A 20,771-nucleotide genomic window follows, 5' to 3' on the forward strand; every position below is an offset into this window, starting at 1 on the left:
GACCGGCGATTACTCGCGGTTGCCGCCGAAGATGCCCAGCAGCATCAGCAGGTTCGAGAAGACGTTGTAGACGTCCAGGTAGATGGCCAGCGTGGCGGACACGTAGTTGGTTTCGCCACCATTCACGACACGCTGCAGGTCAACCAGCATGAAGGCCGAGAAGATGACAATGGCCATCACCGAGATGGTCAGCATCAGGGCCGGCAGTTGCAGGAAGATGTTGGCCAGGGCTGCGACCAGAATCACGACGGCGCCAATGAACAGGAATTTCTGCATTCCCGACAAGTCGCGCTTGATGGTGGTGGCCAGCGTGGCCATCGTGCCGAACACGATTGCCGTGCCGCCGAAGGCCGTCATGACCAGCTGCGAGCCGTTGCTGAAGCCCATCACGAAGCCGAGCAAGCGCGACAGCATGATGCCCATGAAGAACGTGAAGGCCAGCAGCAGGACAACGCCCATCGAGTTGTTCTTGTTTTTCTCGATGGCGAACATCATGCCGAATGCGCCGACCAGAAACACGATGGCGGACAGACCGGGGCTTGCGCCCATGACACGGTTGATGCCGGTGTAGAGGCCGACCGCGGCGCCCAGCACCGTGGGGATCAGCGAAAGCGCCAAGAGCCAGTAGGTGTTGCGCAGGACCTGGTTGCGAGCGACCTCGCCCGGCGCGCCGGCAACCGAGCCGGAACGATTAAAAGGGGACGGACGATATTCGTTCATGGAGAACTCCTGTGTACGGCAAAAATGGTGATTGCCTAGAAGGCTTAGATGGGAAGGATACCTTACAGTTCCCTGAAGAATCCAGTTTTTGGAAGATTTAGACCGGCTGTCGGACGCGTTTTTCGCGCCGGGCGTTAGCCGGGTTTTACCTCGCTAAGCACACGGGCAACGATACCCGGTAATTCAGCATCCATGCGCGTTTGCATGTGGTCGATGGCGTCGGCCAGGGCGCGGCGCATCAGCTGTTCTACCTCGGCTTGCAGGCGGGCGGACAGCACCGAGGCGTCGGGTAGAGCGGCGGGGGCGGGCGTTTGCAGCGCGGCGGCGTAGACGGCCGGCGCCTCGTCCACATCCCAATCATGGCCTTGCCCATCGGCGACATCGGTCAGCAGCGGGAATGCGTCGTCAGCATCCGTGTCATCGGCCAGATCCGTCAGCAGGGGGGCGTCGGGCTCCGCCGGACCCAGGGGCGCGTGCAGCGTCGGCTCAGCCCGTTGGGTCAAGGTAGGGATGCCGGGATCAGTGGGGCGAGCGGGCATGGGAACTCCCGAAGTTTTCAAATGGCGTGGCGGGCGGGGCGATGGCCCGCCGTGCCGGATGGGGCAATCAGGCGCCAGGGGGCTGGCGGCTGAGATCGTGGCTTTGCGGCGTGTGGCCGGCGTTCTGGTAGACGCGCCAGCGCTGACGGGCGGCCTGCTTGTCGTCCGGGTCATCCGACACGATTTCAAGCAGGCGCTCGAAGGCGTCAAAGCCGGGCGGGCAGTCGTTGTCCAGATTCAGCAGCCAGAGCGGGGACGTGTCGCCACTGTCTGCGGGCCGGGCGGCCAGCGCCGCTTGTTGCGGATCGCCTGCCGTCAGCACCACGGGCGTTTCGGACGCCAGCGGGTCATTGGCCAGCACGTGCGGCACGAAAGCCGTGTCGTCGAACGCCCACAGCATGCGGTCAAACGCGGCCAAGCGCGAGCCGTCTTTACAGTACACCACCAGCCGCTGCCCAGCCAGGAAGCGCTTGCGCACCACCTGGCAGGCGGTACGCAAGCGGTCGGGCGCGCCGAAGGCGAAGTCGATCCGCGTCATGCCCGGTTCCGTTGCAAGGGCTTCAAACCTGGTCCAGCAGGTATTGCATCAGCAGGGGCACGGGGCGGCCAGTGGCGCCCTTGTCCTTGCCGCCGCGCCACGCGGTGCCGGCGATGTCCAGGTGGGCCCACGGATAGGCCTTGGTGAAACGCGACAGGAAGCACGCTGCGGTCACGGCACCGGCCGGGGGGCCGCCGATGTTGGCCAGGTCGGCGAAGTTGGACTTCAGCTGTTCTTGATAGGCGTCGTCCATCGGCATGCGCCAGGCGGTGTCCAGCGACTGGCGGCCGGCAGAAGCCAGGGCCTCGGCCAGAGCGTCGTCCTTGGAGAACAGGCCGGTGTTGACGTTGCCCAGCGCCACGACGCAAGCGCCGGTCAGCGTGGCGATGTCGATGACGGCGGCCGGCTTGAAGCGTTCGGCGTAGGTCAGGGCGTCGCACAGGACCAGGCGGCCTTCGGCGTCGGTGTTCAGGATTTCGATGGTCAGGCCGGCCATGCTGGTGACGACATCACCCGGCTTGTTGGCCGTGCCGCTCGGCAGGTTTTCGCAAGCGGGGATGATGCCGACGACGTCCAGCGGGAGCTCAAGCTCGGCCAGTGCGCGGAACGAACCCAGCACGCTGGCGGCGCCGCACATGTCGTACTTCATTTCGTCCATGGTGGCGGCGGGTTTGAGCGAGATGCCGCCGGCGTCGAACGTGATGCCCTTGCCCACCAGCACGATCGGGCCTTGCGCCGACTTGGCGGCCTTCTTGGCAGCCGCCTTGGCGCCCGCGTGGCGCAACACGATGAAGCGCAGCGGTTCAGCGGAGCCGCGTGCGACGGACAGGAACGAGCCCATGCCCAGCGCTTCGACCTGTTTCTTGTCCAGCACTTCCACCTTCACCGACTTGAACTCGCGGGCCAGGCGCTTGGCCGTGTCGCCCAGGTAGGTCGGGGTGCAGATGTTGCCGGGCAGGTTGCCCAGGGTGCGGGTCAGCTCCATGCCGTTGGCGATGGCGTTGCCTTCACGCAAGCCCTTCTGGGCCTGGGCGGACTCGGCGCGCTCGACGATCTGAACGATCTTCTTCAGCTTGGGGCGGGCGTCGCGGTCGGGTTTGCCGAAGCTGGCGTCGTAGTGATAGGTGGCGTTGCCGGCTGCGATGGCGGCGCTGCGGGCGCGAGCAATGACGGGCACGTCCGCGATCGCATTGGCGACCAGCGTGGACACGCCTTCGGTCAGTTGGGCGGCAACGCAGACCGAGGCGAATGCCTGCTCGGCCGACGCGTGCGCGCGGGCGGAGTATTCATCTTGCTTGCCCAGGCCCACCAGCACCACGCGATGCGCGGTAACGCCGGGCAATGCGCGCAACGTCAGGGTGGAGCCGGCGCGTCCGCGGAACTCGGCCTTGACCACGGCGCGCACGGCGCCGTTGGATGCACGGTCGATGATGTCGGCGGCGGGGCTCAACACGCCATCCGCGAACACCCCGACAGCCAGGGCGGCGGTTTTAACTTGGTGCAGGGAAGCAGTGGTCTGTGTGCTAAATTCCATGAGGGTTTCCCGTGTGCGTCTGTGTATGATGCGGTCGATTATCCCGCATATTCTCCCATGTCTCTATTTAAACGCTCTGTCGTCAGCGAGATCACCAGTCACGCTGGCGTTGTCTTTTCCACGTTGCTCATCGTGTGGCTCAGCGTGCTCCTTGTGCGCCTGCTCGGTGAAGCCGCGGGCGGCAACATCGGAGCCGACGTCGTTCTCGTGCTGGCCGCGTTGTCGACCATCACTGCGTTGCCGACCATCCTGGCCGTCTCGATCTTCATCGCGGTGCTCACGACCGTCACGCGCAACTACCGTGAATCCGAAATGGTGGTGTGGTTCGCCAGCGGCCTGTCGCTGGCGGATTGGCTAAAGCCCGTGCTGCGCGTGGCCGTTCCCGTTGCCTTGGCGGTGGCGGGCCTGACGCTTGTGGCCGCGCCTTGGGCGTACCGCCAGATCGGCGAATACCACGAGCGCTTTGAACAACGTTCCGACTTGTCCAAGGTCACGGCTGGGCAGTTCGCGGAATCGTCCGGCGGCAACCGCGTGTTCTTCTCCGAAGACCCCATCACGCCCTCTGACGAACTGGGTAACGTGTTCGCGCGCGAGACCGGCCCTGAATGGTTGAGCGTGTTGACCGCAAGCAGCGCCCACAGCGAAACCTTGCCCAATGGCGACCGTTTCCTGGTGCTGGGCGAGGGCCACCGCTATGACCTGAAGCCCGGCACGCCTGAGATCCGGCTGGTGCACTTCGATAAATACGGGCTGCGTCTGGAAAGCAAGGCGGGGGGCGACCCGATCGGCGAAGCGCGGGCTGCGGCCGAGCGTTCGTCCAAGGCGCGCACCACGATGCAGCTGGTGGCGGACAACACCGACAGCAGCTGGTCACAAGTGATGTGGCGGATCTCGTTGCCGCTGGCGGCGCTGAATCTGGCGTTGCTGGCCATTCCGCTGGGAGCGGTGAACCCGCGCCTGGGCCGGTCGGGCGATTTGCTGATCGCGGGTCTGGTCGGTTTGCTCTATATGAACCTGATCAACCTGTCGCGCGCCTGGATTTCCAACGGCAAGCTCAGTTTTGGCGTGGGCGTGTGGGCCATCCATGGCGCGGTGGCGCTGCTGACCGTGTTCCTGCTCATGCGACGCTTGCGAGTGAAGGCGCCCAAGAACGGCGCCAACAGCGCGGCCCCCACGTAACGATCAGGCGAGCGGCTGATGCGGGGGGCTGCGGCCCTCGCGCCTATCTTGCCGTTCTGCTGTTCCTGCCGCCCCTGCCTTTCCTGCCTTTCCAACGTCAAGGCAGGTATTTCATCGTGCCGCGCTTGCCGGCCAGCAGGTCGGCATTCTTCAGCACCGACTTGCGGATGAACTCCCACAAGACTGTCACGCGCTTGAGTTTGCGCAGGTCTTCGTGGCAGTACATCCAAAACGATCGTGTGATCTCTACTTCATTTTCCAGCACCGGTTTCAGCCGCGGGTCTTGCGCGGCGATGAAACACGGCAGGATGGCCAGCGACTGCCCTTGCAGCGCGGCGTGATACTGCGCCACCACGCTGGTGCTACGCAGCACCACCTTGCTGGCCGGCAGCAAATCTTCCAGATAGCGCAGGCGCTCGCTGAACAGCAGTTCGTCGACATAGCCGATGAACGTGTGCTCGGCCAGATCCGCGCGGGTTGCGATCGGTTTGTGGCGCGCCAGGTAACCGGGCGTGCCGTACAGGCGCAGGGTGTAATCGCACAGCTTGCTGCACACATACGGTCCGCGCTGGGGGCGTTCGATGGTGATGGCCAGGTCTGCTTCGCGCTTTGACAGGCTGACAAAGCGCGGCACCGGCAGGATGTCCAGCGTGATGTGCGGATAGCGGCGCTGGAAGTCGGCCGCAAGCGGTGTCAGCACATAGCTGCCGAAGCCTTCGGTGGCGCCAATGCGTAAATGGCCCGACAAGGCCTGGCCGATTCCCGACAAGTTTTCGCGCGCGGTATGCACCGTGCTTTCCATCTGTTCGGCGTGGACGAACAAGCGCTGGCCGTCGTCCGTCAGCACAAAACCCGCGCTGCGCGATTTTTCGAACAGCAGGGTGTCGAGCTCGGTTTCCAGGGCCCGGATGCGGCGCGACACTGTCGTGTGCTCCACCCCCAATTTGCGTGCGGCGGCGCTCACCCGCTGGGTGCGGGCCACTTCCAGAAAGTACCGCAGGCTGTCCCAATCCAACACGATTTCATCCTTATGGCGCGCGGCGCCGAACCCAATACTGCTTGTGCATGAATGCACAAGGAATGTGCATTTCTGGTGTTGCTTGTTGATTTTCACACATCTACACTGGGCCGGCAGGCCTCGGGGCATTGCCCTGAGAGTCGCAGGCCGCAAAGACGGCGCATAACGCTACACATCAGCGCATAACACTCAGGAGACAAATCCATGAAATTGCACGCACGCGGGCTGGCCGCAGGCTTGTGTCTGGGCGCATTGTTGGTGAGCCAGGCGCAGGCGGCCGACAAGCCGCCAGTGAAGATCGGCATTCTGACGGACATGTCCGGCACCTACGCCGGGATGGGCGGGGCGGGTTCGGTCGCGGCGGCGCAATTGGCCATTGACGATTGCCTGGCCGCCGAGTGCAAGGGCATGAAGATCGAACTGGTCTCCGCCGACAATCAGAACAAGGCGGACGTGGGCGCGGCCAAAGCGCGCGAATGGTTTGACCGCGACGGCGTGACGGCGATTGCCGACCTGACGAACTCTGCCGTGGCGCTTGCCGTGCAAGGCATTGCGCGCGAAAAGAACAAGGTCGTGATGTTCTCCGGCCCGGCCACGACGGCGCTGACCAACAAGGAATGCTCGCCTGTTGGCTTCCATTGGATGTTCGACACCTATTCGCAATCCGCGGGCGGCGCCAAGGCCACCGTGCGTGCTGGCGGAAAGTCCTGGTACTTCATTACGGTGGATTACGCCTTTGGCCATTCGCTGGAAGCGGACACGGTCAAGGCCGTGAAGGCGCTGGGCGGCACCGTCGCCGGCAGCGTGCGCCATCCCTTGAACGCGCCTGACTTCGCGTCCTATCTGTTGCAGGCGCAAAGCTCCAAGGCACAGGTCGTGGCGCTGGCCAACGGCGGGCAGGACACGGTCAACGCCGTCAAGCAGGCGCGCGAATTTGGCATCGTGGCGGGCGGGCAGCGGCTGGTGTCGCTGCTGATCTTCCTGTCGGACTTGCGCGCCCTTGGGCTGGAAAGCGCACAAGGCTTGTCGTATGTGGACGGCTTTTATTGGGATTACGACGACGCCTCGCGCGCCTGGTCCGCGCGCTTCGAAAAAGCCTTCCGTGGCCTGAAGCCCACGATGACGCAGGCCGGCGTGTATTCCAGCGTGTTGCATTACCTGCGCGCGACAGCCGCCGCCAGCAGCACCGACGGCAAGGTCGTGGCCGACAAGATGCGTGAACTGCCCATCAAGGACCCGATCATGCGCAACGCATCGATCCGCCCCGATGGCCGCGTCATCCACGACATGTACCTGTACGAAGTGAAGAAGCCCGCGGACTCCAAGGGCGGCTGGGACTATTCGAAGCTGGTGGCCACCATTCCGGCGGCCGAAGCCTTCCAGCCCCTGGCCGATTCGAGCTGCCCGCTGGTGAAGAAATAAGCCTGGCGCGCTGGCCGGGCCATTGTCCGGCCGGCGTGTTTGACGATTCATGAACGCGGATTCATCCGCATCGACTACGCAGTGTGAGGAGCATCAAATGAGTGAAGTCCCCCGCGTTCCGCTATTGATCGGCGGCAAGCTTGTGCAGTCCCAAACCACCGAATGGCGAGACGTGATCAACCCCGCCACCCAGGAGGTCGTTGCCAAGGTGCCCTTCGCGACCCGCGAAGAACTGGACCTGGCCGTCTCCAACGCCAAGGAAGCATTCAAGACCTGGCGCAACAGCGGGCAGGGCACGCGCATGCGCGTCATGCTGAAGTTCCAGGAGCTGCTGCGCGCCAACACCGGCAAGCTGGCCGAGATGATCACGCGCGAACACGGCAAGACGCTGCCGGACGCCGAGGGCGAGATCGGCCGTGGCCTGGAAGTGGTGGAGCACGCGTGCTCGATCGCCAACCTGCAATTGGGCGAGTACGCCGAGAACGCCGCGTCCGGCATCGACGTCTACACCCTGATCCAGCCGCTGGGCGTGTGCGCGGGCATCACCGCGTTCAACTTCCCGGTGATGCTGCCGTGCTTCATGTTCCCCATCGCTGTGGCCTGCGGCAACAGCTTCGTGTTGAAACCCTCTGAACAGGACCCGACCGCGTCCCTGTTCCTGGCCCAGCTGGCGCTGGAAGCCGGCCTGCCCCCGGGCGTGCTGAACGTGGTGCATGGCGGCCCGGATACGGCCAACGGCCTGTGCGAACACCCGGACATCAAGGCCGTGTCGTTCATCGGTTCGACCCGTGTCGGCACGGAAATCTACAACCGCGCATCGGCGGCCGGCAAGCGTTGCCAGTCGATGATGGGCGCCAAGAACCACTGCGTGATTCTGCCGGACGCCGATCCCGAAGTGGCGCTGAACCAGCTGGTGGGCGCGGCATTCGGCGCAGCCGGCCAGCGCTGCATGGCGTCATCGGTTGCCGTGTTGGTGGGCGATGCCCGCAACTGGCTGCCCGACTTTGTCGAGCGTTCGAAGAAGCTGAAGGTCAACTCGGGCACCGATCGTGAAGCCGATCTGGGCCCGCTGGTGTCGCCCAATGCCAAGAAGCGTGTCGAAAGCCTGATTCAAAAGGGCGTGGACGAAGGCGCCAAACTGCTGCTGGATGGCCGCAACCTGAAGGTGTCGGGCTTTGAGCAGGGCAACTTCGTGGGCCCGACGATTTTCGACGGCGTGAACGAAGACATGACCATCTATACCGAAGAAATCTTCGGACCGGTCCTGTGCTGCGTCGGCGTCGAAACGCTGGAAGACGCGGTGGCGTTCATCAACCGCAATCCCAACGGCAACGGCGTGGCGCTGTTCACCCAGGACGGCGGCGCGGCGCGCTACTTCCAGAACAACATCGACGTGGGCCAGGTAGGCATCAACGTGCCGATTCCCGTGCCGGTGGCGTGGTTCAGCTTCACAGGTTCGCGCGGTTCCAAGCTGGGCGACCTGGGCCCCAACGGCAAGCAGGCGGTTCAGTTCTGGACGCAGACCAAGACCGTGACGGCGCGCTGGTCCGCACACGCCAAGACCGTGAACACCACGATCTCGATGCGCTGAAAGGGGGACGCCTTGCTCCTAAGCTTATATTAATAAGTTATATAACGAGGCGCCCTTATTACTTATAATTGGCCCATCTATCAGGGGCCAATTTTATGAACCTCCAGCAATTTCGCTTTGTGCGCGAAACCATCCGGCGCGACTTCAACCTGACCGAAGCCGCCCGGATGCTCTATACCTCGCAGCCCGGAGTGTCCAAGGCCATCATCGAGTTCGAAGATGAGCTCGGCATCAAGATTTTCGAACGCCATGGCAAGCGCATCAAAGGCCTGACCAAGCCGGGTCTGGCGGTGTCGCAGGTGATCGACCGCATCATGCGCGAAGTCGACAATTTGAAGAAGGTCAGCGACGAATTCGCCCGCCGCGATGAAGGCGGTTTGGTGATTGCGTGCACGCACACGCAGGCGCGCTATCTGCTGCCCCGCGTGATTCCCGCCTTCCGCAAGCAATTCCCCAAGGTGCACTTGTCGTTGGCTGAAGGCAGCCCCGCGCAGTTGGCGGAAATGGTGCTGCACGAGCAGGCCGACCTGGCGCTGGCAACCGAGTCCTTGGCCTTGACGCCCGGCTTGGCCACCTTGCCCGTCTACGCCTGGGAGCACACCGTGGTGGTGCGCCCGGATCATCCTTTGGCCGAGCTGACCTCCAGCGCCGCCAAGCGCCTGTCGCTAGCGCAACTGGCCGAATTCCCCATCGTGACCTACGACCGCGCCTTCACGGGCCGCAGCACAATCGACGAAGTGTTCGCCAACCAGGGCATTCACCCGGACATCGTGCTGGAAGCCATTGATGCCGACGTCATCAAGACCTATGTCGACGTGGGCCTGGGCATTGGCATCATTGCTGGCGTGGCCTATGACCCGCGCCGCGACTCCAATCTGGTTGGCCTGCCCGTGGGTCACCTGTTCGGCACGCACACCACCCGTGTGGGCGTGAAGTCGGGCGTGTTCCTGCGCGACTACGTCTACACCTTCCTGGAAATGCTGGCGCCGTCGTTGACTCGCGCCGTCGTGACCGAGGCGGTGCAGGGCGCGCCGAAGTAAGCGGATTGGACGGCTGGCTTGCACGGCAAAAAGAAGCGCGGCGTCTTGAGATGCCGCGCTTTTTTTTGCCCCTGAAACGGGGCGACCGGCTGGAGAGCCGCGAGTTCCCTGGCTAATAGCAAATCTCACTATCCCTTTTGATAAGCTCATAAATATAATTAAATAAGAACCGATCTCATTTAAGTTGACTAAAAAATAGGAATCATTATCATTACATCCAGACTCAACGACCAGTGAGGTTCATCATGACGGCAGGACTCAGTGCAGTAGTAGTTGGCGCAGATCGACTGGGCAATATTCCGGATCTGCTGAAAGGACACAATATTTCGATCACGCACCACATCAGTGGCCGCGATCCTTCGCACCAGAAGAAGACGCTTCAACTGCCTTCCGGCACGCAACTGGTCATCTTGCTGACCGACTTCCTTGGACACAACGTCATGAAGACCTTCCGCAACGCCGCGCAGCGTGGCGGCATCCGGGTCGTGGCTTGTCGCCGTTCGGTATGCAGCATGCAGCAAGCGTTGCAGCAGTGCGGCCTGTGCCCGCGCGCTGGCACCGTCCACTGAATGCCTGTTTTGCCGCTGGAACACAAAAACACTGGGGAGGCCGAAACGGCCTGCGGCTGAAAGGGCGATAGGCCCTGGACCGCGAAGAGCAAAAGCAAAACGCCGTCAGACTGATGTCTGACGGCGTTTTGTTTTTGGGGGATGGCGCCTGGCGCATCGCTTGTGCGACGATGCCAGGAACCGAATCAGTTTGCGGCGCGGGCGGAAGCCATCAGGCTGTTGTCCAGGCGGCGGGCGCCGTTGTAGCGCTTGGTCCAGTAGGCCATGGTCATGCTTTCGACACGCACGACGCCACCGGCGCTGGGCGAGTGCACGAAGCGGTCGTCGCCCAGGTAGATGCCCACGTGCGAGTAGCGGCGGCCCATCGTGTTGAAGAAGACCAGGTCGCCGGCCTTGAGTTCGTTCTTGGCGACCGACACGCCTTGCTGGGCGATTTCGGCAGCGTTGCGCGGCAGCTTCAGGCCCAGCGAACGTTCGGCCGAGTAGGCGACGAGGCCGCTGCAATCGAAACCGGTGTCGGGGGTGCTGCCGCCGAAGCGGTAGCGGATGCCCAGGTAGTTCAGGGCTTCGCTGACCATGGCGTTGTCGCTGTTGACGCCCGATTGGGCTTGGCGTTGACGTTCGCGCTTGAATTTTTGCACCACCAGCATGCCGATGGGGTCATCGGCGGTGGCTACCCATTCCATTTCGTACGGATCAATCTCGGACGTATGGGCGGTTGACTTCTGGTTAGTGCCAGCACAACCTGCCAGGCCGGCCACACATGCCATCAACGCGAGCGTACGCAGCCCGCGCTTTGCCTGGCCAGTGGATGAATTGAATCGCGCGATTATGGAGTGTCGATGCATTCGCCTGGGATGACCTGCCGGATGACAGCAAAAACCACGGGATTAGCCGTGGATCGGGCCGAAATGTCAGCAAAATCAACAATTATCTACAACTTCGCGGGGATTCTACCAAACTTTCACTACCGTTCTTGGACAGATCGGTAATGATTCCATGCAGCGTGGACATTTGGCGGAACTTTTTGACTTGTGGCAAGCCTCGTGCAAGGTTCGCCTACCAGAATGACCAAAAGATTCGAGAAGAAATCAATCAGCCTTAAGGCGTATGAACAATACCAGGAGACACAAATGCAAAAAACCCGGGATTTCCATTACAGATCATTGCATGACCGCGATGCGTTCTGGCGCGAGGAGGCCGGGCGCGTGCATTGGGAGACGCCGTTTCAGTCTGTCCTGGATTTCTCCAAACCGCCATTCGCCAAGTGGTTTGTAGGCGGCAAGACCAATCTTTGCTACAACGCCGTCGACCGCTGGCTGCCCACGCAGGCTGACAAGCCCGCCTTGATCTGGGTGTCCACCGAGGTGGATCGCGAACAGATCTACACGCGCCAGGACATCTACGAAGAGGTCAACGCCGCAGCCGCCATGCTCAAGGAGCTGGGCGTGGGGCGGGGCGACCGGGTGCTGCTGTACATGCCGATGGTGCCGGAAGCGGTGTTCACGATGCTGGCCTGCGCCCGCATTGGCGCGGTGCACTCGGTGGTGTTCGGCGGCTTTGCGTCAGTCAACCTGGCCCAGCGCATCGACGACGCGGCGCCCAAGGTGGTGGTGTGTACGGATGGCGGGTCGCGCGGGGGCAAGGTCGTGCCGTACAAGCCCCTGCTTGACCGGGCGCTGGGGCTGGCAAAGTCGCCGCCTGCCGCCGTCGTCGTGTTTGACCGCGGCCTGGCGCCGTTTGAACCCGTGGCGGGCCGTGACCTGGACTACGCGACGTTGCGTGCGCGCCATCGCGGTGCGCGGGTGCCGGTGCAGTGGCTGGAATCGTCCGAGCCCAGCTACATCCTCTATACGTCTGGCACCACCGGCAAGCCCAAGGGCGTGCAGCGCGACACGGGCGGTTATGCCGTGGCGCTGGCGTCATCCATGGAATACCTGTTCAACGGCCGTGCGGGCGACACTTTTTTCTGCACCAGCGACATCGGCTGGGTGGTTGGCCACTCTTATATTGTGTACGGCCCCTTGATCGCCGGGCAGGCGACCGTGCTGTACGAAGGCACGCCCGTGCGCCCCGACGGCGCCATTCTGTGGAAGCTGGTGGAGCAGTTTGGCGTGAACACGCTGTTTTCGGCGCCAACGGCCGTGCGGGTGCTCAAACGCCAGGACCCGGCGCTGCTCAAGCGCCACGACGTCTCCAGCCTGCGCGCTGTGTACCTGGCGGGCGAGCCGCTGGATGAGCCGACCGCGCACTGGATTGCCGACGGCTTGGGCAAGCCCATCATCGACAACTACTGGCAGACCGAATCCGGCTGGCCCATTCTGTCGGCCCAGCCCGGCGTGGAGAACGTGCCCACCCGCTTTGGCAGCCCCTCGTTTCCCGTCTATGGATTCGACGCGCGCATTGTCAGCGAGTCCACCGGCGAAGACCTGGGGCCGGACGAAAAGGGCGTCGTGGCCATCGTGCCGCCCCTGCCGCCGGGCGCCATGTCCACCATCTGGGGCGATGACGAACGGTTTGTGCAGACCTATTTCACGTCCATCCCCGGGCGCCAGGTGTATTCGACCTTTGATTGGGGGCGGGTGGACGCCGACGGCTACTGGTTCATCCTGGGCCGCACCGATGATGTGATCAACGTGGCGGGCCACCGGCTGGGCACCCGCGAGATTGAAGAATCGGTCAACAGCCATAGCGGAATTGCGGAATGCGCGGTGGTGGGCGTGGCCGATGCGTTGAAGGGCCAGGTGGCGATGGCCTTCGCGGTGTTGAAGAATCCCGCCGGGGCCGAGACCGCCGAAGGGGCAAAGCAGCTGGAAGGCGATATCATGCGGCTGGTGGAAGATCAGCTGGGAGCGGTGGCTAGACCCGCCCGGATCCGATTTGTGGGCGCGTTGCCCAAGACCCGATCCGGCAAAGTCTTGCGCCGTGCGATCGTCGCCGTGTGCGAAGGCCGCGATCCCGGAGACCTGACGACCATTGAAGACCCAACCGCCCTGGAACAGATCAAGGAGTCGCTGCAATGAATACCAAACCCGTGCTGAGCGCCGAAGACGTCAAGAAGATCCTCGCCGCGGCCGAAGCACACGCCGTGCAAAACAAGTGGGCCGTGACCATTTCGGTGGTCGATGACGGTGGCCACCTGCTCGGCATGCTGCGTCTGGACGACGCCGCCCCGATCTCGGCGCACATTGCACCCGCCAAGGCCAAGACCGCCGCGCTGGGCCGCCGTGAATCGCGCATCTACGAAGAAATGATCAACAACGGCCGCGTGTCGTTTCTGTCGGCGCCGCTGATCGAAGGCATGCTGGAAGGCGGCGTGCCGGTTACCGTCAACGGCCATGTGGTGGGCGCAGTCGGCGTGTCGGGCGTGAAGTCGACCGAAGACGTGCTGATCGCTCAAGCTGGCATCGCCGCGCTGGGCCTGTGAGTCAGACGAACCTGCCGGAGCCGTCGCCTGACGGTTCCGCGCCGAACGCCGGGGACACGGGCGCCAGCCCGTTGAACCCCGGCGTGAAAAAACGCGAAGTCTGGGCCTGGGCCATGTACGACTTCGCGAATTCCGGCTACACCACCGTGATCCTCACGGCGGTGTTCAGCACCTATTTCGTTGGCGTGGTCGGTGGGCGTGCCCCATGGGCCACGCTGGCCTGGACCGCGGCGTTGTCGCTGTCCTATCTGCTCATCATGCTGACGATGCCCACGCTGGGTGCGCGCGCGGACGCAAACGGCAGCAAGCGCCGCCTGCTTTACACCAGCACCATCGGCTGCGTGGCGGCCACACTGGTGTTGACGCAAGCGGGGCCAGGCGATGTCTGGCTGGCATTGGCCGCCATCGTCGTCTCCAACTATTGCTACTGCGTGGGGGAATCCGTGGTGGCCGCCTTCCTGCCTGAACTGGCCCGGCCGCAAGCGCTGGGGCGGGTGTCGGGCTGGGGCTGGAGCTTCGGTTATTTCGGCGGCATGCTCACGCTGGGGCTGTCGCTGGTTGTGGTGACGCAGGCCGAAGCGCGTGGCATGACGGCGGAACATTTCGTGCCGTGGGTCATCGTCGTAACGGCCACCGTCTTTGCGCTGGCCGCGCTGCCGTCTTTCTTCATGCTGAAGGAACGCACGCGCCCGCAGGCAGACAAGCCCGAAGCGCTGCACATGCTCAAACGACTGGCTTATGCGTGGCGCGAGACCGGACAGCACTATCCCGAATTCCGCCGGCTGCTGATGTGCATCGCCTGCTATCAGGCGGGCATTGCGGTGGTGATCACGCTGGCCGCGGTCTACGCGTCCGAGGTCATGGGGTTCACCACGCCGCAGATCATGCTGCTGGTGTTCACGGTGAACATCGGCGCAGCGGTGGGCGCGTTTTCATTCGGCTATGTGCAAGACCGCATCGGCCATAAGCCCGCGCTGGCCATTACCTTGTGTGGCTGGATCGTCATGGTGCTGGTGGCGTACGCGGCCACGACCGCGCCCGTGTTCTGGGTGGCCGCCACCTTGGCCGGGCTGTGCATGGGCACGACCCAAAGCGCGGGCCGCGCCATGACCGGCGCGCTGGCGCCTGCCGGACGCCTGGCCGAGTTCTTCTCGCTGTGGACCTTTGCGGTGCAATTGGCCGCTGTCATTGGTCCGCTGACCTACGGCATGGTGACGTGGCTGACGCACGGCGATCATCGCCTGGCCATCCTGGTGACGGGCCTGTTCTTCGTGGGCGGACTCATCCTCTTGTCGCGCGTAGACATGAAGCGCGGCCTGGCCCGCCGCGCCGCGATCTGATCGTCATTTGATCTTGATGTGATCTTCATCTGATCTTCACGCGCGCCCAGTGCCGCGCGCCTGATCGGGCTGCTATCCTTATGAACTGCCTTCGAGGCATCGCGTGCAGCACGCGATGCCTCAAGCTGTTTGCTTTGCACTGCTATGCAGGTGCGTTGTTTGCTTGTTGTGCCGCTTGAGTCAACGCCGTTTCGGCGTGTTTGCCTTAAGTCCGCATCGTCAGGTTGCTGCGTTCAGGCGGGTTTGCGGGCTCCGGCCCGCATTTTGCGTAAGGTGCCCGTAAGAGCGTGGCGATACGGTGGTGGGTGAATAAGAAAAATGCAAAACAGCGGCATCAACAACAAAATCACCGATTGGAGACAAGATCATGTCGAATGCTATTGAGTCCGTACTGGTAGAAACCCGCGTCTTCCCGCCGCCCGAGCGTGCGGCGCAGGGCGCGGCGATTCCCAGCATGGACGCCTATAACGCGCTGTGCGCCCAGGTCGAGAACGATTTCGACGGCTTCTGGGCTGGCCAGGCCCGCGACAACCTGCAATGGACCAAGCCGTTCACGCAGGTGCTGGACGAATCCGACGCCCCGTTCTACCGCTGGTTCGGCGATGGCGAACTGAACGTCTCCGCCAACTGCCTGGACGTGCACCTGACCAACGGCAACGCCGACAAGACCGCCATCATCTTCGAAGGCGATGACGGCACGGTGAACAAGGTCAGCTACCGCGAACTGCTGGCGCGCGTGTGCCGCTTCGCCAATGGCTTGAAGGCATTGGGCTACAAGAAGGGCGACCGCGCCATCATCTACATGCCCATGTCGATTGAAGCCGTCGTGGCCATGCAGGCCTGCGCGCGCTTGGGCGTGACGCACTCGGTGGTGTTCGGCGGCTTTTCGGCCAAGAGCCTGCAAGAACGCATCGTGGACGTGGGCGCGTCGCTGGTCATCACGGCTGATGAGCAGGTGCGCGGCGGCAAGACCATTCCGCTGAAACCCGCCGTGGAAGACGCCATCGCCATGGGCGGTTGCGAGGCCATCTCCAAAGTCATCGTGTACCGCCGCACCGGCGGCAAGGTGGCATGGAACGAAGGCCGCGATCTCTGGATGCATGACGTCGAGGCCAACCAGCCCGACACCTGCGAGCCCGTGCCGGTCAACGCCGAGCACCCGCTCTTCATTCTTTACACCTCCGGCTCCACGGGCAAACCCAAGGGCGTGCAGCATTCGTCGGCAGGCTATCTGCTGTGGGCGCTGCTGACGGTGAAGTGGACCTTCGACGCCCGCAAGGACGACGTCTACTGGTGCACGGCCGACGTGGGCTGGGTGACCGGCCACACCTACATCACCTACGGCCCGCTGGCCGCCGGCCTGACGCAGGTGGTGTTCGAAGGCGTGCCCACGTATCCCAACGCCGGCCGCTTCTGGGACATGATCGCGCGCCACAAGGTCACCACCTTCTACACCGCGCCGACCGCCATTCGTTCGCTGATCAAGGCGTCCGAAGCCACGCCCGACGCGCATCCCAAGAACTACGACCTGGACAGCCTGCGCATCATCGGCACGGTGGGCGAACCGATCAACCCCGAAGCCTGGATCTGGTATCACAAGAACGTCGGCCGCGAACGCTGCCCGATCGTCGATACGTGGTGGCAGACCGAAACCGGCGGCCACATGATCACGCCGCTGCCGGGCGCCACGCCGACCAAGCCGGGCTCGTGCACGCTGCCGCTGCCGGGCATCGCCGCCGCCATCGTCGATGAAACCGGGGGCGACGTCGAAAAGGGCAATGGCGGGTTCCTGGTCATCAAGCGCCCGTGGCCCGCGATGATCCGCAACATCTGGGGCGACCCGGAACGCTTCAAGAAGAGCTATTTTCCGTCGGAACTGCGCGGTTACTACCTGGCCGGCGACGGCGCGCAACGCGACGCGGACGGCTATTTCTGGATCATGGGCCGCATCGACGACGTGCTGAACGTGTCGGGCCACCGTCTGGGCACGATGGAAGTGGAATCGGCGCTGGTGTCGCACGAGCTGGTGGCTGAAGCCGCCGTGGTCGGCCGCCCCGACGACACGACCGGCGAAGCCGTGGTGGCGTTTGTGGTGCTCAAGCAGGCGCGCCCGGAAGGCGAAGAGGCGCAAGCCATCGCCAAGCTGCTGCGCGACTGGGTGGCCAAGGAAATCGGCCCCATCGCCAAGCCCAAGGACATCCGCTTTGGCGACAACCTGCCCAAGACGCGTTCGGGCAAGATCATGCGCCGCCTGCTGCGTGTCGTGGCCAAGGGCGAGGAAGTCACGCAAGACGTGTCCACGCTTGAAAATCCGGCCATTCTGGAGCAGCTGGCCAAGCCCTTGTAATCGCATCTGGCCATGAATGGCCCGTTACGCTCTTTATGACAGGAGCATAATGTCAGACGCCCGCACCGGTTAATCGCTGGTCCGGGCGTCTTTTCTTTTCCCCTTACAAGACGGAGCCATGGAAGTGAGCCGCAGCAGTTTCGATCGCGCAGGGCTAGCCCTGATGTTCAGCACCATCGTGGTCTGGGCGGGCAGTTGGATCGCGATGAAACTGATCGTGCCTTACATCGGCCCCTTCGACTTCGTGGCGTTGCGCTACGTGGTGGGCAGCCTGGTGCTGTTCGCGATGGCCATCGTCACCCGGCGTCCGCTGGGCATGCCGCCCTGGAAGCTGACCCTGCTGATCGGCCTGACGCAGACAGCGGGCTTTCAGGGGTTCGTCCAGACCGCGCTGGTGTCGGGCGGCGTGGGCAAGGTGTCGCTGATGGCGTACACGATGCCGTTCTGGGTGGTGCTGTTTGCATGGTGGCTGCTGGGTGAGCGCCCGTCGATTCGTCACGGCCTGGGCATCGGCTTGGCCGCCATCGGACTGGTCTGCTTTGTGGAACCCTGGAATGGGCTGGGCGATATCCGGCCCGTACTCTTGGGCCTGGGCAGCGGCTTGTGCTGGGGTATTGGCACGGTGCTGTCCAAGCGCATGTTCGAGCGCCACGCGCCCGACGTGATGACGTTTACCGCCTGGCAGATGTTGTTTGGCGGGCTGGTCATGGTGCCTGTGGCCTATCTGGTTCCGCAGATAACGGCGCAGTGGGGCTGGCAGCTGTGGACGGGCATGACCTATATCGTGCTGATCGCCACGGCGGCGGGCTGGCTGCTGTGGTTGCAGGTGGTGCGCCGCGTGCCCGCGTCGATTGCCGGGCTGTCGAGTCTTGGCGTGCCGGTTGTGGCCATGCTGCTGGCGTGGGTGGTCCTGTCCGAACGCCCCTCGATGGGGGAGCTGGGCGGCATGGTGCTGATCCTGGCCGGCATATTTGTTGTGAGCCGTGCCGCGCCTGCCGCGCGTTCATCCTGATTGCGCATCCTGATTTTGCACCCTGATTGCGCCTCTGCATTCCGCCTTTGCATTCCGCCTCTGAATCCTCTTCTATTTCCCCAAGGACTTCCCATGATTGATCTGCGTAGCGACACTGTCACCCGGCCATCCGCGGCCATGTTGCAGGCGATGGTTTCCGCCCCGTTGGGTGACGACGTGATGGGCGACGACCCCACCGTGATCCGCTTGCAGTCGGCGGTGGCTGAGCGTGCCGGCAAGGCGGCCGGCCTGTTCTTCCCGTCTGGCACGCAAAGCAATCTGGCGGCGCTGATGGCGCATTGCGACCGGGGCGACGAATACCTGGTGGGCCAGCTGGCGCACACCTACAAGTACGAAGGCGGCGGCGCGGCAGTGTTGGGCAGCATCCAGCCCCAGCCGATCGAACACGCGGAAGATGGCTCGCTGCCGCTGGAAAAGTTGGCTGCGGCGGTCAAGCCTGAAGGTGATCCGCACTTCGCCCGTACGCGTTTGCTGGCCTTGGAGAACACCTTCCACGGCAAGCTGATTCCGGCCAGCTACATTCAGGCCGCAACCGACTGGGCGCGTTCGGTGGGCCTGGGCACGCACCTGGACGGCGCGCGCGTGTTCAACGCGGCCGTGGCCAGCGGCAAGCCCTTGGCTGATATGTGCGAGCCGTTCGACTCGGTCTCTATCTGTTTTTCGAAAGGGTTGGGCGCGCCGGTGGGTTCGGTGCTGGTGGGCAGCCAGGGGCTGATTTCGCGCGCGCGCCGCTGGCGCAAGATGCTGGGCGGCGGCCTGCGCCAGTCGGGCGTGCTGGCGGCGGCGTGCCTGTATGCGCTGGAGCACAACGTGGACCGGCTGGCCGACGACCACGCCAATGCCCGTGCCTTGGCCGAGGGCTTGCGCGGCATTCGTGGCGTCAAGGTGCTGAGCCAGGACACGAACATGCTGTTCGTGCAATTCGAACCGGCCCGCTGTGATGCCTTGACGGCCGCACTCGCCAATGAAGACATCCTGTTGCGCGCCGTTTATGACGGCCCGACGCGCCTGGTCACGCACCTGGAAGTGTCCGCTGACGATGTGCAGCGGGTCATCCAGGCGGTGGCGAAGCACCTTCGCTGAACGGCGGCCGGCCCTTCAGGCGCTGGCGCGCAACACGTCCGCCAGCACCGAGAACAGCTCGTCGATCTGAGTGCGCTCGATGATCAGCGGCGGCGACAGCAGCATGGTGTCGCCCGCCGACCGGATCAGGCAGCCGCGTTCCAGGCAGGCGTTGTGCACGGCATAGGCGCGCTGGCCGGGCTGGCCTTCTAGCGGTGCAAGCTCGATGGCGGCCAGCAGGCCGATATTGCGGATGTCGACCACATGCGGCAGCCCCTTCAGGCTGTGCGCCGCATCCTCCCAGTACCGCGACAACTCCTGGCTGCGTTGGAACAAGCCTTCGCGGCGGCAGATATCCAGCGTGGCCAGCCCGGCGGCGCAGGCCACCGGATGGCCCGAATACGTATAGCCGTGCGATAGCTCGATGGCGCTTTCCGGCCCTTGCATGAAGGCGTCGTACACGTGCTGGCGCACCAGCGTGGCGCCCATCGGAATGGCGCCGTTGGTCAGGCCCTTGGCGCTGGTGATGATGTCGGGCGTGACGCCGAAGTACGGCGACGCGAAGGCGCCGTCGATACGGCCGAACGCGCAAATCACTTCATCGAAAATCAGCAGGATGCCGTGCGCGTCGCAGATTTCGCGCAGCCGTTGCAGATAGCCGCGCGGCGGCACGATGACGCCCGTGGAACCCGCTACCGGTTCAACGATGACGGCGGCGATGGTCGATGCGTCATGCAGGGCCACGATGCGTTCCAGCGTGTCGGCCAGGTGGGCGCCCCAGTCCGGCTGGCCGCGCGTGTAAGCCATCTGCTGGCGGTCATAGGTGTGCGGCAGGTGGTCCACATAAGGCAGCAGATTGCCGAAGGGCTTGCGATGCCCGGCAATCCCCGACACCGACAAGCCGCCGAAGCCCACGCCGTGATACGACCGTTCGCGCCCGATCAGCCGCACGCGCTGGCTCTGGCCGCGTGCGCGCTGATAGCCCAGCGCAATCTTAAGGGCGGTGTCCACCGCCTCCGATCCGGAGTTGGAAAAGAAGACGTTGGAAAAGCCGGCAGGCGCTTCCTCGCACAACGCATCGGCCAGTTCGAAGGCCAGCGGGTGGCTCATCTGGAACGAGGGCGCGTAATCCAGTTCATACGCCGTGCGCGAAATGGCCTCCACGATTTCCGGGCGCCGATGGCCCGCGTTCACGCACCACAGGCCCGCAATGCCATCCAGCACGCGGCGGCCGTCAGGGCGGATGTAGTGCATGCCTTCGGCGGCGGCGAACAGAACCGGATTGCGCTTGACCCGCCGGTTGGCAGTGAACGGCATCCAGTAGGCGTCGGAATGAGAGGGAAGGGTGGGGGTTGAAGACATGACGATCCTGCTTTGGGGTAAGTTCAGGTTCGGCTATTTTGTATTAAAGA

Annotated in this window: 18 protein-coding genes; 11 read left to right on the plus strand and 7 right to left on the minus strand. The window is 63.7% G+C overall.

The features are described from left to right. Positions 1-9: 9 nt before the first annotated feature. From HV765_RS09545 to HV765_RS09560, 4 genes are all read right to left on the minus strand, one after another. Complete coding sequence (locus tag HV765_RS09545; protein WP_054423999.1) at positions 10-720, minus strand: Bax inhibitor-1/YccA family protein; 711 nt, start codon at positions 718-720, stop codon at positions 10-12. A gap of 134 nt (positions 721-854) precedes the next feature. Further along, positions 855-1,259 carry a hypothetical protein gene (locus HV765_RS09550; protein WP_054423997.1) on the minus strand — a complete coding sequence of 135 codons (405 nt, stop codon included), beginning with the start codon at positions 1,257-1,259 and terminating at the stop codon, positions 855-857. Between the two features lie 67 nt (positions 1,260-1,326). Then, a complete protein-coding gene (locus HV765_RS09555; protein WP_054423995.1) occupies positions 1,327-1,797 on the minus strand; it encodes a DNA polymerase III subunit chi in 471 nt (156 codons plus the stop codon). A 22-nt stretch (positions 1,798-1,819) separates the two neighbouring features. Then, positions 1,820-3,331 (minus strand): leucyl aminopeptidase, encoded by a 1,512-nt coding sequence (locus HV765_RS09560; protein ID WP_175169615.1) that lies wholly within the window; start codon positions 3,329-3,331, stop codon positions 1,820-1,822. 57 nt (positions 3,332-3,388) lie between these two features. Here HV765_RS09560 and lptF point away from each other — a divergent pair, with 57 nt between their 5' ends. Then, positions 3,389-4,510, plus strand: a complete 1,122-nt coding sequence (lptF, locus tag HV765_RS09565) for an LPS export ABC transporter permease LptF (protein WP_054423991.1) — start codon at positions 3,389-3,391, stop codon at positions 4,508-4,510. 97 nt (positions 4,511-4,607) lie between these two features. Here lptF and HV765_RS09570 read toward each other — a convergent pair whose 3' ends face one another. Further along, a complete protein-coding gene (locus HV765_RS09570; protein WP_054424692.1) occupies positions 4,608-5,528 on the minus strand; it encodes a LysR family transcriptional regulator in 921 nt (306 codons plus the stop codon). A 204-nt stretch (positions 5,529-5,732) separates the two neighbouring features. Between HV765_RS09570 and HV765_RS09575 the strand changes: the two genes are divergently transcribed. The 4 genes from HV765_RS09575 (at position 5,733) to HV765_RS09590 (ending at position 10,150) form a co-directional block, all read left to right on the plus strand. After that, entirely contained in the window at positions 5,733-6,950 is a 1,218-nt protein-coding gene (locus HV765_RS09575) for an ABC transporter substrate-binding protein (protein ID WP_054423989.1), read from the plus strand. Positions 6,951-7,047: 97 nt separating this feature from the next. Continuing rightward, complete coding sequence (locus tag HV765_RS09580) at positions 7,048-8,541, plus strand: CoA-acylating methylmalonate-semialdehyde dehydrogenase (RefSeq protein WP_054423987.1); 1,494 nt, start codon at positions 7,048-7,050, stop codon at positions 8,539-8,541. A gap of 95 nt (positions 8,542-8,636) precedes the next feature. Beyond that, positions 8,637-9,581, plus strand: a complete 945-nt coding sequence (locus HV765_RS09585; protein ID WP_054423985.1) for a CysB family HTH-type transcriptional regulator — start codon at positions 8,637-8,639, stop codon at positions 9,579-9,581. A gap of 245 nt (positions 9,582-9,826) precedes the next feature. Then, positions 9,827-10,150 (plus strand): DUF2325 domain-containing protein, encoded by a 324-nt coding sequence (locus tag HV765_RS09590; RefSeq protein WP_035212827.1) that lies wholly within the window; start codon positions 9,827-9,829, stop codon positions 10,148-10,150. 185 nt (positions 10,151-10,335) lie between these two features. On the opposite strand, the gene HV765_RS09595 is transcribed toward HV765_RS09590, so the two are convergent. Continuing rightward, on the minus strand, positions 10,336-10,998 hold the full coding sequence (locus tag HV765_RS09595; protein ID WP_054423983.1) for a C40 family peptidase: 663 nt from the start codon (positions 10,996-10,998) through the stop codon (positions 10,336-10,338). Between the two features lie 219 nt (positions 10,999-11,217). Between HV765_RS09595 and HV765_RS09600 the strand changes: the two genes are divergently transcribed. The 6 genes from HV765_RS09600 (at position 11,218) to ltaE (ending at position 19,380) form a co-directional block, all read left to right on the plus strand. Beyond that, positions 11,218-13,173 carry a propionate--CoA ligase gene (locus HV765_RS09600; RefSeq protein ID WP_082387099.1) on the plus strand — a complete coding sequence of 652 codons (1,956 nt, stop codon included), beginning with the start codon at positions 11,218-11,220 and terminating at the stop codon, positions 13,171-13,173. Beyond that, the gene (locus HV765_RS09605; RefSeq protein WP_006218075.1) at positions 13,170-13,577 is read left to right on the plus strand and encodes a heme-binding protein; all 408 of its coding nucleotides are present in this window, start codon (positions 13,170-13,172) and stop codon (positions 13,575-13,577) included. The genes HV765_RS09600 and HV765_RS09605 overlap by 4 nt, the downstream gene beginning before the upstream one ends. Next, on the plus strand, positions 13,574-14,917 hold the full coding sequence (locus tag HV765_RS09610; RefSeq protein ID WP_054423979.1) for an MFS transporter: 1,344 nt from the start codon (positions 13,574-13,576) through the stop codon (positions 14,915-14,917). The genes HV765_RS09605 and HV765_RS09610 overlap by 4 nt, the downstream gene beginning before the upstream one ends. 367 nt (positions 14,918-15,284) lie before the next feature. Further along, positions 15,285-17,264: an acetate--CoA ligase gene (acs, locus tag HV765_RS09615; RefSeq protein ID WP_054423977.1), complete on the plus strand. Its 1,980-nt coding sequence runs from the start codon at positions 15,285-15,287 to the stop codon at positions 17,262-17,264. Positions 17,265-17,388: 124 nt separating this feature from the next. Continuing rightward, the gene (locus tag HV765_RS09620) at positions 17,389-18,276 is read left to right on the plus strand and encodes a DMT family transporter (protein ID WP_156336619.1); all 888 of its coding nucleotides are present in this window, start codon (positions 17,389-17,391) and stop codon (positions 18,274-18,276) included. 93 nt (positions 18,277-18,369) lie between these two features. Then, positions 18,370-19,380, plus strand: coding sequence for a low-specificity L-threonine aldolase (ltaE, locus tag HV765_RS09625; RefSeq protein ID WP_175169616.1), 1,011 nt, complete (start codon positions 18,370-18,372; stop codon positions 19,378-19,380). Positions 19,381-19,395: 15 nt separating this feature from the next. Here ltaE and aptA read toward each other — a convergent pair whose 3' ends face one another. Further along, complete coding sequence (gene aptA / locus HV765_RS09630) at positions 19,396-20,721, minus strand: omega-aminotransferase AptA (RefSeq protein ID WP_175169617.1); 1,326 nt, start codon at positions 20,719-20,721, stop codon at positions 19,396-19,398. Between the last annotated feature and the right edge of the window lie 50 nt (positions 20,722-20,771).

Source organism: Achromobacter kerstersii, from assembly GCF_902859595.1.
Taxonomy (GTDB): domain Bacteria; phylum Pseudomonadota; class Gammaproteobacteria; order Burkholderiales; family Burkholderiaceae_B; genus Achromobacter; species Achromobacter kerstersii.